This is a genomic window from Streptomyces sp. NPDC047028 (assembly GCF_040644095.1).
Taxonomy (GTDB): Bacteria; Actinomycetota; Actinomycetes; order Streptomycetales; family Streptomycetaceae; genus Streptomyces.
Genome location: NZ_JBEYVS010000023.1, coordinates 1 through 15,020, shown reverse-complemented (window position 1 = coordinate 15,020; position 15,020 = coordinate 1). Strand labels below are relative to the sequence as shown.

Here is a 15,020-nt window from a genome sequence, read left to right as displayed (position 1 = left end):
TCCTCACAAGGTGGTGTCGGGGCGGTCACTGCGCAGATGGTCGACAGCGGTCCGGGCCGCGCGCCCGATCGCGGCGTCGGCGGCGGGGTTACGGCCGGTCAGCTCGGGGAGGCGCAGGAAGACCGCGACGGCGTAGCGGCCCCCGTCGGGGTACTCGGCGACGCCGGCCTCGTTGAGGACTCCCCACAGCGCGCCGTTCTTCGCCGCGACCTTCACGTCGGCGTCGAAGCCCGCGACGAGGCGGTGCGTGGACAACTGCCGGCCCATCAGTTCGCGGACCTCCGCACAGGCCTCCGCCGGTCCGGCCCGGTCACACCAGGTCGCGGCGAGCAGGGAGGTGATCTCGCGCGGCGTGCTGGAGGGGGAGCGGGCGGGGTCGAGCATCGCGAGGCCGCGGATCTGTTCCTCGCCGGCCTTCTCCAGCTGGGCGTCGATGTCGCCCTCCGGGTCGATGCCCAGCTCCTCCCAGACCGGATCCCACAGGTCGCGGTAGCGACCCACCGGAAGGCGCGGGCAGCCGAGTTCGGTGGCGACGGCGCGGACGCGGTCGGCGCCGAGAAGCTCCATGAGTTTGTCGGTGGCGGCGTTGTCGCTCATGGACAGCATGAAGAAGGCGAGGTCGCGGGTGCTCATCGTGACGTCGTGCAGACAGCTGTCCGTGCCGATGCCGCCGCCTTCGCGGTTGGCGGCGGTGATGGTGTGCCGGGCCGCCCGGTCGAGCTGACCTGCCGCCGCCTGGCGGGCGTAGGCGAGCGCGATCGGGATCTTGCGGATCGACGCCACGATGACGGGATCGTCGGCCCGGAAGGCCACCTCGCGGCCGGTGTCGATGTCACGTGCGTGGAGGAAGCCCTCGACGCCCGCTTCATCGAAGGTCGCCTGGAGGGCGGCTGTCGGCTCGTCGTGGGCGGGGAGTGGTTCCATGGAACTCCGATCGTGGGTCCTCAACGGACTCTGGGGGTGGCACGGCCGCTGTAGTGCAGGTAGGAACGGCCGTCGGCACGGTTTTCGAACACCACGGCGTCCCACATCGCCGCACTGTCGGAACGGCCGACGAACGTGGTGGCGTCCACGGGGGTCAGCTCCAGCGTTCGCGACTGTGCCAGTCCGACGAGGATGCCGGTGGGTTCCGTGCGCAGCGTCAGCCGGCCCTCGTGCGAGGTCACGTGGATGCGGCTGCCCGCACGCTCGTATACGCCGGTGAAGGACTCGACGTCCGTCTCGACCGGCGCGGTGGGCGGCGCGAGCGGCTCCGGCACCCGCACGCCGTGCAGTTCGCGCAGCAGTTCGCCGACCACGCGGTGCTGGAACCCGACGCTGTCACCGCCGTTGACCAGCACGGTGATGACGGTCTCCAGGCCGGGCAGCACCACAGGGCGGCGTGCTGGCCGATGGTGTCCCCGGTGTGGGAGACGACCTCGTGCCCGTCCCAGTCGTCCAGGCTCCAGCCGATGCCCCACTGCCGCCCACCGGCGTAGGGGTTGGGCAGGTCGACCTGCGGCTTCCGCATCGCCGAGGGGTCGGCGAGAAGGACACCGGGCGTGAGGTGGGCGCGGCCGAACGCGACCACGTCGGCGGCCCGGGCGCAGATCAGTCCGGCGGGGCCGATGGACCGGGGGAGCCCCCATGACGGCACCACGGCACCCTGCTCGTCGTGGCCGACGGCGGCACTGAAGCGGAGCACGTCCTCGGGCAGTGTCCAGGTGTGTGTCAGCCCCAGGCGTGCGCAGACCTGCTCGCGCACGGACCGGTCCCACGTCCCGCCGGTGAGCTCTTCGACCATCCGGCCCGCGATGACGAAGCCCGAGTTGCAGTAGGAGTGCGAGTCTCCGACCGGGAATGTCTGTTCGAGGCCCGCGCACGCTTCGACGTACCGCTGAAGGCACTCGTCGCCGCGGCCGGTGTCCAGGAACAGGTCGCCGTCGATGCCCGACGTGTGGGTGAGCAGATGGCGCGGCGTGATGGCGGCGGTCGCCTCGGCCTCCCGCACCCGGAACCCGGGCAGTACCTCGACGACGGGGGTGTCGAGGGTGAGGCGCCCCTGTTCGGCCAGCAGCATCATCTGGGTCGCGGTCCACACCTTGGTGATCGACCCGATCTGGAACAGCGAGTCGGTGAGCACGGGGGCACCCGTCGCGTTGTTCAGGACACCGGTGGCGCAGGCGTGTGTCTCACCGCCGTACGAGAACGCCAGGCTCGCGCCCGGGACCTTCGACTCGGCGGCCAGCGCCGCGAGGCGGTTCGCCCAGTGCTCGGTTTCGGCCTTCACACACGCCTCCGGATGGCTCGGTCCACTTGCCCGCAGCGTAGGCACGCAGGACCCCCGAATGCTTGGTTCCAGGATACGAACGCGCAGGTGACGGCTTGGACGCTCGGACGACTCGAACGTGCGGCGCGGTTTCTAGGGTGACGTGACCCCGCAGCGAAATGGAGACCGAAATGCCGCTGATCGACCGTGACGACTCCGCACTCGTGATCATCGATGTACAGAGCGACTTCTACCCGCCACGTCGGCTCGACGTGGACCGGCAGCGGTTCGACGACATGGTGCGGCGCATCGTCTGGATCACCTCGGTGGCCGACCGCCTGGACATTCCCGTCGTGGTGACCGAGGAGGCTCCCGAGGACAGCGGCCACACCGTGCCGCAGATCCGCGAGGCGCTGCCGGCCAAGGCGGTCACCTTGCCCAAGAACGCCTTCTCCGTGTGGGACAACCCCGGCATCGCCGCCGCCGTCGAGGCCACCGGCCGCACCACCATGGTCCTGGTCGGCATCGAGACCGACATCTGCGTCGCCCACTCGGCGATCCAGCTGCACCACGCCGGCAAGCGGGTGGTGGTGGTGGACGACGCCGCGTACTCGCCGGGCCGGGCACACGAGCGGGGCCTGCGGCGCCTGGCCGGCCGGGGCATCGAGACGCTGTCCACCAAGGAGCTGTTCTACGACTGGGTGCGCACCGTCGAGGCCGCGGACGCCTTCCACGACACGCACCGCGACCTGCCGCTCCCGCCGGGCGTACGGCTGTGAACGTGTCCGCCGGCTGAAACCCACGGGCCGGTCCGCGCCGGCCGACCGGTCTCAGCCCGCCGTGGGGTCCGTGCCCCTGGGACGGACCCCGCTGCCGTCGGCCATGCCCATCAGGCGCAGCTGCACCATCGTGGCGAACCTGGCGGACGGGTCCTGCAAATCGATCTGCCCCACCTCGGAGACCCGGCGGATCCGGTAGCGGAAGGTGTTGGGGTGGACGAACACGCTCGCCGAGGCGGCGATCACATCGCCGAAGGCGTCCAGCCAGGCCCGAAGCGTCTCCATGAGGTGCGCGTTGTGCTGGGCGTCGTAGGCCGCCAGCCGCGCGAGCGGGCCGGAGAGTTCGTCGCGGTTGGCGATCGCCAGGTCACGCATCTCCAGCAGCAGGGCGTCGACGTACACGTCGGAGATCGAGGCGACGCGCTGAGAGCTCTGCCCGCTGAACAGCACCCTGAGCGCGCGGTCCGCGTTGGCGCGTGAACGCGGCAGCGCGGCCGGTTCCTGAGCGATCGACCCGATCCCGATGAGGGCGCTCGTCCGCTCACCGGTGCGTTGGAGGAAGTTCGACGCCACCTGAGCCGCGCGTTCGCGGGCGTGGACCGTGTCGTCCGCCACGGGGAACAGCGCGTAGGCCACGTCGCCCAGCAGGGCCACGGCGGAACGTGGCTGCACAGCGGTGAGATGGACGGCGAGTGCGCCGGCCAGGCGCTGCCGCTCAGCGGTGACGTGGGCGTGGTCCTCGTCCTGGTCCGGCGCCAGGCCCATGGCCATGACCAGAGTGGGTTCGTCGACGAGTCCCAGGCGGCCGAGTGCCTCCACGGCCCCCGCGCCTCCTTCCAGCACGGTCGTCACGAGATCGGCCCGCAGCCGGTTCTCCGCATCGGTACCCGCCCGGAAGCGCAGCATGTGCAGGGCGACGAGCTTGGCCGCCTCCAGGAACGCCTGTTCCCGCTCCGGGGTGAGCGGCCTGCGGAGCGCGGCCCAGACGGAACCGAGGAACTCGTCCCCGGCACGCACGGCGACGGCGACCCTCGGCAGCGCCACCGCGTCGCCGACCGTCGGCGCCGGTACGTGCACCAGACCGTCACTGCGGTACAGCTCCCGGAAGACGCCGTGTTCCTCATGGATGCGCAGGTAGCGGTCCGGCACCTGCCGGGCCAGGATGCTCTCCACGCGCGCGGAATCGGCTTCGTCCTGGCGGCCGGAGAAGGCGAGGACCTTGGAACGACGGTCCTCGATGGTGACGGGCGCGTCCAGCAGGGTGGCGATCGCGTTCGCCAGGGCGAACAGATCACCGGACGGCACCCCGCCGAGGGTGTGGGCTTCGGCTTCGCCGATATCCCCTTCGGAGAGCAGCGTGCGCAGCATCGCAGCCAGTTGGGCCCACGACGCGCCGCGGGTCAGCGCCAGCAGCGCCACGCCGGTCTCGGCGACCGCGTCCCCGAGCCCGTCCGCGTCCTCCACGGGGCCCCGCACCACCAGCGCGGCGGCATCGTGCCCTTGGAGTCCGTGCAGCACGTCGGCGATGTCCTTCTCGCCGTGGACGCCGACGCCGAGCACGATCGCGTGCTGCGGGTAGTGCTGGTCATCATGCGGATCATGGATGCCGACGCCGCCGATCTCCCCCGCCCGCTCCACATCACCGTGCAGCAGGTCCAGGAGGGTGGAGCCGAGGTCGTCCAGCACCCGGCTGAGGCTCCTGGCGGGGTACGTCGACATGTGCCTGATCATCTCCGCAGGGTAGGACGGCCGAGGTCCCTGCGACTTCGTTCCTGAATACGAGCATAGGCCCGGGGGTCCGTAGGAGGGAACGAATGCTACGAGGCGGGTCCGCAGAGCCGGGACAGAGCGGCGTCCACCAGGGCATCGGTGGAATCCACCAGGGGCAGCAACGCCCCGGCCGCGCCGCTGATCAGCGGAATCTCCGTACAGGCGGCGATCACCACCCGAGCGCCCCGCTCCTTGAGGATCTCCGTGGCGGCGGCTATCCGTTCCCCGGCGTCGATCAGATCGGCGCCCGCCTTCACCGCGTGGATGGCTGGGTCGACGTACTCGTGCTGGACCCGGTCCGGGACCTGGATCACCTCGACCCCCAGGGCGTCCCTCGCCCGCTCGTAGAGACGAGCCAGACGCGTCCCCCGCGTCGCCAGGACGCCGACTCCCTCCCCACCCGGCGCCCTCCTCGCCGCGGCCTTGAGTGCGGCCCCGACCATGTCCAGCACCTCGATGCCCGTGGCCCTCGCCACCTGTTCGACGTAGGCGTGCGCGGTGTTGCACGGGACGGCGACGCAGCCGGCCCCGGCCTGCCGCAGCCAGCGGGCTCCCGCGACCAGCGCCGGAACGGGCGAGGGGCCCTGTCCCAGGAGCGCCGCGGTCCGGTCCGGAACCGCCGGATCGGCCCACATGACGACGGGCAGGTGCCCCTGATCGGAGTCCGCCGGCGTGCGCGTGACGAGTCGGCGGTAGAAGTCGGCCGTCGCCAGGGGCCCCATGCCTCCGAGGATGCCCAGCGTGGGACGAACTCGGTTGTTGTACCCGCTCACGTGCGCCTCTCACCTTCGAAAACGACGCCCCCGATCCTGGTCGTCAGACGCCCGGGCAGGGTTGTCGGGCGGTCCAAAAGCTCCGGCCTGAACTGGGGCGCCGGTCCAGACGCGCGCCGCCCACGGCACGGGGCGGCCCGACGCGTGGACAGAGGCGACTACGAGGCACGGTCCCAGCGGTTCCTCGCCGGCCGGACCGGCTGCGTCGTCCTCACCAGGTGGGAAGGCCGGACCGAAGCCCCCCTTACCCGACCGATCGACGACCGTCGCCGGGCGATCCCAGGCCGGCCCAGAAGTCGCACTGGTGGTCGGCCGCGAACGCCGTCGACGTGCGTACGTGGTCAGGGGTGAGGGTCAGAACCGTGTGTCGCTCGGCGTGGGTGGGCGGCCATCGGGTCTCGCCGGGGAGACTGGGATCCGCCCTGCGCGCGAACGCCGCCCACCGGCGTTTCATGTCGTCGGCCAGCGCCACCTGATCCGCGGTGAGCGGGCGGTCGGCCATCGTGAAGTCGTGCAGATAGGCGAGTTCGGCGCTGTGGGCGTCGGCCATGTCTAGGCCGGGAACTTGCGCACCGTAGAGGGTGGGGGAGTTCGGGTCGTCGAACTCGTAGACATATGTGGGGACTTGACTTGCGAAGGTGCGGGCGGTGCTGAGTGTGTGGCAGGCGAACGTGGAGTCGGTGAGGAGCGCCGACAGCGCGTCGTACGGAGTGGCGTAGCCGGTCACCGGGTAGTGGTTCAGCACCTCCTGGGCCGCCTGCCCGTATGTGGTGTCGATCTGGTCGGTGTACTCCTGTGCCGTGAGGTGCGGTTGGCTGAGGGCCACGAAGAACCTGCTTTCGGCGCGGGTGCTGCCGATGAGGATCGGGACCCTGTTCCACGCGCCCGAGGCGATGGCCTGGGACGGTTGCCGGGGCACGAGGCCGTCTCCGAAGGCGGGGCCCGCCGTGGGATGTGTGCCGGCGGCCGCGATGAGGTCGGCGGCGGGCGCCGTGCGCAGACAGGCGGCGCGTGTGCCGGGGTCGGGGCAGCCCGCCGCAGCGGAGAAGGTGCTCGCCTCGTCGGCGGCCTGGGCGGCGCTGGGGGCTTGCAGCAGGTCGCACGGTCCGCTCTCCAGAATGGCGCGGGAGTACAGTCCGGCGGTGCGTGGGGAGGCGAGCATGGCGCAGATCGAGGCACTGCCGGCGGACTGGCCCCAGATGGTGATGTCGGCCGGATCGCCGCCGAAGGAGGCGATGTTGGCGCGCGTCCAGCGCAGGGCCGCGATCTGGTCCATCAGCCCGTACGACCCGGAAAGCAGCGCGTTGTCGGAGGTGAGCTCGGGGACGGCGAGGTACCCGAGTTGCCCGAGCCGGTAGTTGATGCTCACCACCACGCTGTCGGTGAGGTCGGCCATCGTACGGCCGCCGAACTGCGTGCCCGTGCCCTGGCTGTAGCCGCCGCCGTGGATCCAGAACAGGACGGGCAGCCGGTCACCCGGTGCGGCATGACGGGGGCGGTACACGTCCAGGTAGAGGCAGTCCTCGCTGACGTCGCCCGGATCCCGTAGCCCGAAGGGGGAGAACTGGAGGCAGGCCGGCGCCTGCCGGGTGGCATCCCGTGTTCCGCTCCACCGCGCGGGCCGCCGCGGGGGACGGAACCGCAGGCTGCCCACCGGGGCGGCGGCGTAGGGGACGCCCAGGAACTCCTCGGCCCGACCGTCGACCTGTCCGGCGAGCCGGCCCTGGCCGACGCTGACGACGGGCCGCGCGGACGGGGGCGACTGTGCCGGGACGGCGGCGGCCGGCCGCGAGACGAGCGTGGCCAGGACGAGTGACAGAGCCAGAACCGCCGGGGCGAGCGAACGGAATCTCTTCATTTCTCCTCCGGAAGCAGCGGAAGCGTGGCGAGGGAGGAACGGACGTGCTGGTGGGCCGCCTCTCCCCGGCGTTCCGAACCACCCGGGAGGAGACGGCGATCACGTGCGCTACGGACGCAGGCCGGCGAGGACGCTCGCGGTCCTGGCGAAGCCGACCACGCCCGTGTTCCAGTTCGGCGAGATGGGCGTGATGGACACCTTGTCGGCGCCGATCGCCTCCACGTCACCGCCCTTCTGCGGGGGGGCGGTGACCAGGTCGACGTTCACCTTCCAGGTGCCGTCACCGGCGTCGGTGTAGCCGGCCTTGAGGATCAGTTGCGGGTCCTGGGTGGTGAGGGAGGCGCCGACCGCGGTTCCCGTGCCGTCGGCGCCGACCACGGGGTAGTTGACGTTCAGGCCCACGTCCTCAGGCAGCAGCCGCCCGTTCGCCGCGTGCGCCCGCAGCCGTTCGACGAGCTTGACGGCGAAGTCGTCGGTGGGACGCATGGCGTTGAAAATCGGCCCCGGCACGGGAGCGGTGAGTCCGCCGGTGCTCAGGGCGATCGCGGGCACCCCCTGTTCCAGCGCGGCCACGGCGCCGCCGACGGTTCCCGAGTGGGTGGCGAGGGCGGCGACGTTGGGGCCGAAGTTGGTGCCGGAGATCACGAGGTCGGGCGCGCGTTCGGCGAACACCACCGCCAGGCCGAAGGAGACCGAGTCGCCGGGCGTGCCGTCCACGGCCCACACCTTGGGCTCGGGGTGCTTGACCGTGACCGTGGTGCCGCTCATCATCTTCGTCCCGGCGCCGCTCTGGTTGGTCAGCGGGGCGACGATGGTGACGTCGTAGCCCGCGTCGGTGAGCCGCTGGTAGAGCATGCGGATGCCGGGGGCGTCGTATCCGTCGTCGTCGGTGAGCATGATGTGCAGCGGGCCGGCCGGCGCCGCGCTCGCCGGCGCGGTGCCGGCCAGGACCGGTGTGCACAGCAGCAGAGCGGCGAGGGACAGGATGCGCGTGCGTCTCACAGAGGGCTCCTTCGGAGGCAGGGAACGAGGGGGAGGACGGGGACCGGCGGCCGCACGACCCCCAACATGCGCCCGCCGGAGTTCCACCGCGGGGCGCCGCGGGCCGCTGCGGGTTGCGTTGCTGCGGCTTCAGCGGGTTCAGCGGGTTCAGCGCACGCCGCGGATCGGCAGGATGGCCAGCGCGCCGAGCAGGGACAGCGCTCCGCCGACGAGGAACAGCGGCGTGTAACCGCCCAGCGCGGTCACCACGGCGGAGGCGACGAACGGGGCGATGATCTGGGGCCCGGCATTGGCGATGTTCAGCACGCCCATGTCGCGGGCGGCGTCCTCCGCCCGGGGCAGGACGAGGGTGACCACGGCGGTGTCCACCGCCATGAAGCATCCGAACGCGAGTCCGTTGAGGGCGCTGAAACAGAGCATGCCGGTCCAGGTCGGGCTGATGACGGGGATCGTCGTCACCAGGCCGGCGAGTGCGGCGGACAGGCCCACGAAGATCTTGCGCCGGTTCCAGCGGTCCGAGAGCAGCCCTCCGACGACCGTGGACAGTGCCATCGTGCCCATCGACACCGGGGTGAGGATCGCCATGGCGTCCGTCGGGGCCAGGCCGGCCGGCAGCGTGATGTGGTCCTCGAGGATATAGAGCTGGTACCCGACGACCGAGAAGTAGCCGAGCACCATCAGCGCCCGCCCGATGAAGGCCCACCGGAAGTCGTGGTGGGACAGCGCGGACAGGAAGGCGGCCAGGCGTTCGCGCCGCGGGACGTGGGGCAGCGGCGCGCTCCGGGGCACGTCCCGGCAGAAGCCGGTGAGGAGCAGGGCCGCAGCAGCCACCACCGCACCGAAGACCAGGTAACCGGCCTGGAGCCGCCCGGCGGTCTGCGAAGCGATCAGCACACCGACGGTGCCGCCGATCGGCAGCCCCAGCCCGACGAGAGCGGACGCGGTGCCCCGCCGGGCGGGCGGTATCCGATCCGGTACGACGGCGGTCACCGCGGCCTGGTAGACGTTCATCGTCGCCTGGACCAGGCACCAGCCCGTGCCGAGCAACAGGACGGTTTGCACGCTGCCGACGAACGCCAGTCCGGCGAGCGAAGCGAGCGCCCCGCCGAGAATCCACGGATTACGGCGGCCGGTGCGGTCCGACAGAGCGCCGGCGATCGGGTTGAACGCGGTGGCGAAGACGGCACTCACGCCGCCGATGACGCCCAGGACCGTGACCTTGTGCGACGGGTCGAGCTGGGCGATCTGGGTCGGCAGCAGGACCGAACCCACGCCCATGTACACGGCGAGCATCGAGGAGTTGGCGATGAGCAGGAGCAGCATCAGGCCCCGCTGACGGGGGGCTCGCGGCTGCTCGGTCGCCTTCGGCTGGATCAGTTCGTCAGTGGTCACGGTGATCACCGGACCGTGCGGGTACCGCGTGGTGCGTGCGGCTGGGGAGGGGGCAGGACATGTCGACTCCTCGAGCGCGGAGCTGAGAGATGAACCGGGTGGGAGAGCGGCGAACACCGAAGGCCGTGAGCATGCGCGAGCAGTCATCGAACGGGCGTTAGTTACACGTGTTGCTTCGCCGTACGACTTGTGTAGCACTTGTGGCGCGTTTTGAGTAGTGCCTGGGCCAGCGCCGCAACGAATCGTGACCCGCCTGCCGCGCTTGCGGGGGCCCGTTCCGGTTGCACGTGTAGCTACTCGTGGGTCGCTCTTGTGCCCGCCGTGACGGCTGTACGAGGGTTGGCCTGAAAGCGTCCCTGTGGTTCCCGTCGGCGTGGGCGCGGCGGCCCTGAGCGGTGCGCCCGGTCGACCGCAACCAGGATTTCGCGCCGGCCGCCAGGCGCCGATGCTCCCGCCCGAGTGCGCCCGCATCCACCACCTGAATGCCCCCGCATCCGCCTGGGTGCTCCCGCATCCACAGGCATGCCGTCGGCCGCCGCCCCGTAGCCGCTCCCCGCCCTTCGAAAGGTCTGCCATGTTCCCTTCGCGAGCCCCTGATCGCCCGGCGTCGCCCCCCGCTGCCACCCGCCGTAGCCCGGTACCGGCCGCCCCGCCCCGCTGGGGGCTCCTCGTCGGCTCTCTGCTGCTGACGGCGGTCGCGATGACCGGCCTCGCCCTCCTCGGTGACCGGCGGCCGGTCTTCCAAGGTGTCGACGACAGCTGGACGGCCGCCATGCACGGCTCGCCGGACGGCGCGGCGGCAGCTCTCGCCCGCGGCCTCGACGCGCTCGGCGGGCCGATGGGGGTGATCCTGCCCATCGTGGTGACCGGATGTCTCGGCATCTACGGCCGCTGGAGATCCGCCCTGTTCGTACTGACGGCCGCGCTGGGGACGAACATCGTCGTGGTCCTGCCGTTGAAGGAACTCGTCGACCGGCCCCGCCCGCCCCAGCCCTGGGTCCTGGTGACCGACGGCTCCTTCCCGTCCGGTCAGGTCTTCACCGTCACGACCCTCGTCCTGTCCTGCGGTGTGGTGCTCTTCCCGCCGCTCGCGCGGCGGTGTTGGTGGCTCTTCAGCGCCGTCCTGATCGTCGCGATGATGTGGAGCCGCACATGGCTGCACGCCCAGTGGCTCAGCGACACGCTCGCCGGTGCAGCGGCGGGAGTGGGGGTGGTCCTGGTGCAGTGGAGGGCGTTCGCCCGCCTACTGGAGGAGGAGGCCGTACGCACGGCTTCCGGTCGGCTGTGGGACTGAGACCGCCGACGCGATGTGTGGCGAAAAATTGACGATCGTTACTGAAGCGGAATACCGTGGTGGATCGGGTGCCGGTGCCGATGCCCACTGCCCCGTACCCACGCCCGACCTGGTCGCCGGCCCCCGCTGGGGCAGCGGTGCGATGCGCCGGCGAACCGATGAGCAAGGAGGACATACATGGCTGACATGCAGGACCGGACCTCCCCGGTGGTCCGGTTGCCGGGCGGCCGGCTGCGCGGGACGGCCGAGGGCGGCCTCGCGGTGTTCAAAGGTGTGCCGTACGCCGCGCCCCCTGTCGGGGAGCTGCGATGGCGCCCCGCACAGCCGAACCCCGGCTGGAGCGGTACGCGGGACGCCCTCGCGTACGGTCCGAGCGCACCCCAGATGTTCCTCGAAGGCGGCGACCCGGTCCTCGGTGGTCACGGCTCCCCGCCGTTCGACGACGACTGCCTGACGCTCAACGTGTGGACACCCGCACCCGACGACGCGCGGCGCCCGGTGCTCGTCTGGATCCACGGCGGGGGATTCGTCTCCGGCTCCGGGTCCCTGCCCATCTATGCGGGCGACACGTTCGCACGGGACGGCGATCTGGTGGTCGTCACCCTCAACTACCGTATCGGCCCCCTGGGTTACCTGTCCTTCGACGACGCGGCCGCGACCGGCGAACAGCCTGCGAACCTGTGGTTCACCGACCAACTGGCCGCGCTGCGCTGGGTGCGCGACAACATCGCCCTCTTCGGCGGTGACCCGGACAACGTCACGGTCGCCGGGCAGTCGGGCGGTGCCGTGTCGACGGCCGCCCTGGCCGGTCACCCCGAGGCGCGGAAGCTGTTCCGGCGCGTCATCCTTCAGAGTCCGCCTCTCGGGCTGCACATCCCCACGCCCGACGAGTACGGGCAACGCGTCGACGCCTTCCTGGAGTGCGCCGGTGTGAAGAGCGCCGACGAACTGCGGTGCGTGCCCTGGCCGCAGCTCGTCCAGGCCGGCGGAGGGCTCTTCGCGCGCACCACGCGCTGGGGCTACTGGCCCACGCCCTTCCTTCCTGTCCGCGACGACGTCACCCTCCTCCGGCATCCCGTGGAGACGCTCCTGCACGGGGCGGCGGCGGAGATGGACGTACTCCTCGGCTGGACCCGGGAAGAGGCCAACTTCGGCTTCGCCCTGGACCCGGGATACGCGAAGTCCACCCGGGAGCAGGTGCTGAGCCGCATCGGGGAGGCCTTCGGGGAGGACGCGGCCGGCGAGGTGTACGCCGAGTACGCGCGCACTCGGCCCGGTGCCGGGCCTGCCGACGTCCTCATGGACCTGATCACCGACGAGCTGTTCCGGGGGCCCTGTCTGGAGCTGGCGGAGGCGCGGGCCGCGCTGGGGCGCCCGGTGTGGGCGTTCCAGTTCGACTTCCCGGCGCCGGTGTACGACGGCCGGCTCGGAGCGGCCCATTGCCTGGAACTGCCCTTCGTCTTCGACAACTTCGACCGCTGGTCGCACGCCCCTCTCACCGACGGCGTCGACCCGGTGGTGGGGAAGGGGCTGGCGCAGGCCATGCACCAGGCGTGGATCGCCTTCGCCCGGACCGGTGACCCGAACCACGCCGGCCTGCCGACGTGGCAGCCGTACGGTGAGGCCGACCGCACCACCATGCGCTTCGACTCGGTCACCGTCCCGGTCCAGGACCTCGCCGGGCACGCCCGTCGCCTGCACGGCCGACGGCTTCCCGTCCCGCGGTGACCTCCGCTTCCCATGCCGGGGTGATCTCGGACGTCAACAAGTCTGCCGCACCTCTCGCATTTAGCGCGTTACACGTGTAACTTAGATGGTGTGCCGCGCGGAGGGGAGCTGCGGCAAACCGGTCCCGAGCCTCCTGACCGGCTCGGGACCGGTGTCATGCCCGCATCCACCCGCACGAACGGAACAGAGCCTCCATGACGCATGACCAGGCGGCCCGGCCGCGCACCCTTTCCGCTCCCGACGGCACCCGCTTCCGTGACCTCAACGGCAACGGGACGATGGAGCCGTACGAGGATCCGCGGCTGCCGGTGGGCGAGCGGGTCGCCGACCTGCTCGGCCGCATGACGCTGGAGGAGAAGGCCGGGCTCCTGTTCCAGACCATGATCGCGATCAACCCGGACGGGACACTCGTGGATCCCGAGCCGGGCGCGCCGGACGACGATCCGATGCGTGCCTCCACCTCCGCCATGGTGACCGGCAAGCTCATGAACCACTTCAACCTCTTCGGCGCGGCGGCCCCGCGCAGGATGGCCGAGTGGAACAACCGCCTGCAGGACCTGGCCGCGACGACGCGGCTGGGCATCCCGGTGACCGTCTCCACCGACCCGCGTCACGGCTTCGTCGACAACCCCGCGGCGAGCGCGCACACCGAGGGCTTCTCCCTGTGGCCGGAGCCGCCCGGGCTGGCCGCGATCGGGGACGAGGAACTCGTCCGCCGGCACGCCGACATCGTCCGCCGCGAGTACCTCGCCGTGGGAATCCGGCTGGCCCTGCACCCCATGGCCGATCTCGCGACCGAACCCCGGTGGGCCCGCATCCTCGGCACCTTCGGCTCGGACGCCCACGTCGCCGCCCGTATGGTCGCCGCCTACGTCCGCGGCCTCCAGGGGGAGAGCCTCGGCGCGAGCAGTGTGGCCGCCATGACCAAGCACTTCCCGGGCGCGGGCCCGCAGCTGGACGGCGAGGACGCCCACTTCCCCTACGGCCGCGAACAGGTCTACCCGGGCGGCAACTTCGACTACCACCTCATTCCCTTCGAGGCGGCGTTCGCGGCGGGGACGTCGCAGATCATGCCCTACTACGCCATGCCGGTGGGGACCGAGTACGAAGAGGTGGGCTTCGGCTTCAACAAGGCCGTCGTCACCGGCCTGTTGCGCGAGAAGTACGGCTTCGACGGCATCGTCTGCACCGACTGGGGCCTGGTCACCGACAGCCACATCCTCGGCGCCTCCTTCCCCGCCCGGGCCTGGGGCGTGGAGGAGCTGGACCGGCTCACCCGCGTGGAGAAGATCCTTGACGCCGGTGCCGATCAGCTCGGCGGTGAGGCCGCGCCCGGACTCGTCGTGGAACTGGTCCGCACCGGCCGGGTCGGCGTCGAACGGATCGACGTCTCGGTGGCCCGCCTGCTGCGTGAGAAGTTCGTCCTCGGCCTCTTCGACGACCCGTACGCCGACCCGGACGCCGCTGAACAGATCTGTGGAAGTGCCGAGTTCACCGCGGAGGGACTGAACGCCCAGAGCCGCTCGATCACGATCCTCAAGGACCGACCGGATGACGCGGCCGAGCCGCTGCTTCCTCTGAAGCCCGGCCTGCGGATCCACGTCCAGGGCGTCGACCCGGAGATCGCGGGTCGGTACGCCACCGTGGTGGACCGCCTGGAAGAGGCCGACGTCGCCCTGATCCGGATCGCCGCCCCGTACGACAGACGCACCGAGGGCTTCGAGAGCTTCTTCCGCGCCGGCCGGCTCGACTTCACCGAGGACGAGCTGCGGCCACTGCTGGCGACCGCCGCCACCGTGCCGACCGTCTTCGACATCTTCCTCGACCGGCCCGCGGTGGTCCCGGAGATCGCGCAGAACTCGGCCGCTCTCGTGGCGAACTACGGTGCGTCCGACGCCGCCCTGCTGGATGTCCTCTTCGGCCGGACGAAGGCCGAGGGACGGCTTCCCTTCGAGCTCGCCCGCACCATGGACGCCGTCACCTCCGGACACGAGGACGTGCCCAACGACTCCGGTGATCCGCTCTTCCCCTACGGCCACGGTCTGGACGTGGAGCCGCTCGGACGGTGAGCCATCGCGGTGAGGGGGCGGCCGGGACCGCGCCGGTGAGGGCGGCGCCGCCGTAGCCGAGCACGGCGAGGAGGAGGCCGAGGCGGGCGAGCCGGCGGCCGCCGAGC

At 71.3% G+C, this 15,020-nt stretch carries 12 protein-coding genes; 4 read left to right on the top strand and 8 right to left on the bottom strand.

Annotated features, from left to right (window positions below; translation table 11 throughout):
• Positions 1 to 3 precede the first annotated feature (3 nt).
• The 3 genes from ABZ854_RS21010 to ABZ854_RS21000 are packed head-to-tail and all read right to left on the bottom strand — an operon-like array spanning position 4 to position 2,269.
• The gene (locus tag ABZ854_RS21010) at positions 4 to 924 is read right to left on the bottom strand and encodes a serine hydrolase (protein WP_361212920.1); all 921 of its coding nucleotides are present in this window, start codon (positions 922 to 924) and stop codon (positions 4 to 6) included.
• A 20-nt stretch (positions 925 to 944) separates the two neighbouring features.
• A complete protein-coding gene (locus ABZ854_RS21005) occupies positions 945 to 1,166 on the bottom strand; it encodes a hypothetical protein (RefSeq protein ID WP_361212917.1) in 222 nt (73 codons plus the stop codon).
• A complete protein-coding gene (locus ABZ854_RS21000) occupies positions 1,163 to 2,269 on the bottom strand; it encodes a serine hydrolase domain-containing protein (RefSeq protein ID WP_361212914.1) in 1,107 nt (368 codons plus the stop codon). Before ABZ854_RS21000 ends, ABZ854_RS21005 begins: the two co-directional genes overlap by 4 nt.
• 170 nt (positions 2,270 to 2,439) lie before the next feature.
• On the opposite strand from ABZ854_RS21000, the gene ABZ854_RS20995 reads away from it, so the two are divergent.
• On the top strand, positions 2,440 to 3,027 hold the full coding sequence (locus tag ABZ854_RS20995) for an isochorismatase family protein (protein WP_361212911.1): 588 nt from the start codon (positions 2,440 to 2,442) through the stop codon (positions 3,025 to 3,027).
• A gap of 51 nt (positions 3,028 to 3,078) precedes the next feature.
• Here the strand turns inward: ABZ854_RS20995 and ABZ854_RS20990 are convergent, their stop codons facing one another.
• From ABZ854_RS20990 to ABZ854_RS20970, 5 genes are all read right to left on the bottom strand, one after another.
• The gene (locus ABZ854_RS20990) at positions 3,079 to 4,746 is read right to left on the bottom strand and encodes a helix-turn-helix domain-containing protein (protein WP_361213183.1); all 1,668 of its coding nucleotides are present in this window, start codon (positions 4,744 to 4,746) and stop codon (positions 3,079 to 3,081) included.
• Positions 4,747 to 4,844: 98 nt separating this feature from the next.
• Positions 4,845 to 5,570, bottom strand: coding sequence for an amino acid racemase (locus tag ABZ854_RS20985; RefSeq protein WP_361212908.1), 726 nt, complete (start codon positions 5,568 to 5,570; stop codon positions 4,845 to 4,847).
• A 244-nt stretch (positions 5,571 to 5,814) separates the two neighbouring features.
• Positions 5,815 to 7,428 (bottom strand): carboxylesterase family protein, encoded by a 1,614-nt coding sequence (locus tag ABZ854_RS20980; protein WP_361212905.1) that lies wholly within the window; start codon positions 7,426 to 7,428, stop codon positions 5,815 to 5,817.
• A 108-nt stretch (positions 7,429 to 7,536) separates the two neighbouring features.
• Complete coding sequence (surE, locus tag ABZ854_RS20975; RefSeq protein WP_361212902.1) at positions 7,537 to 8,430, bottom strand: 5'/3'-nucleotidase SurE; 894 nt, start codon at positions 8,428 to 8,430, stop codon at positions 7,537 to 7,539.
• A 147-nt stretch (positions 8,431 to 8,577) separates the two neighbouring features.
• Positions 8,578 to 9,822, bottom strand: coding sequence for an MFS transporter (locus ABZ854_RS20970; RefSeq protein WP_361212899.1), 1,245 nt, complete (start codon positions 9,820 to 9,822; stop codon positions 8,578 to 8,580).
• 574 nt (positions 9,823 to 10,396) lie between these two features.
• Between ABZ854_RS20970 and ABZ854_RS20965 the strand changes: the two genes are divergently transcribed.
• The 3 genes from ABZ854_RS20965 to ABZ854_RS20955 all read left to right on the top strand — a co-directional run bounded on the left by ABZ854_RS20965 (position 10,397) and on the right by ABZ854_RS20955 (position 14,913).
• Positions 10,397 to 11,116: a phosphatase PAP2 family protein gene (locus tag ABZ854_RS20965; RefSeq protein WP_361212896.1), complete on the top strand. Its 720-nt coding sequence runs from the start codon at positions 10,397 to 10,399 to the stop codon at positions 11,114 to 11,116.
• A gap of 177 nt (positions 11,117 to 11,293) precedes the next feature.
• Positions 11,294 to 12,844: a carboxylesterase family protein gene (locus ABZ854_RS20960; RefSeq protein ID WP_361212893.1), complete on the top strand. Its 1,551-nt coding sequence runs from the start codon at positions 11,294 to 11,296 to the stop codon at positions 12,842 to 12,844.
• 194 nt (positions 12,845 to 13,038) lie between these two features.
• Complete coding sequence (locus ABZ854_RS20955) at positions 13,039 to 14,913, top strand: glycoside hydrolase family 3 N-terminal domain-containing protein (RefSeq protein ID WP_361212890.1); 1,875 nt, start codon at positions 13,039 to 13,041, stop codon at positions 14,911 to 14,913.
• Positions 14,914 to 15,020: the final 107 nt, after the last annotated feature.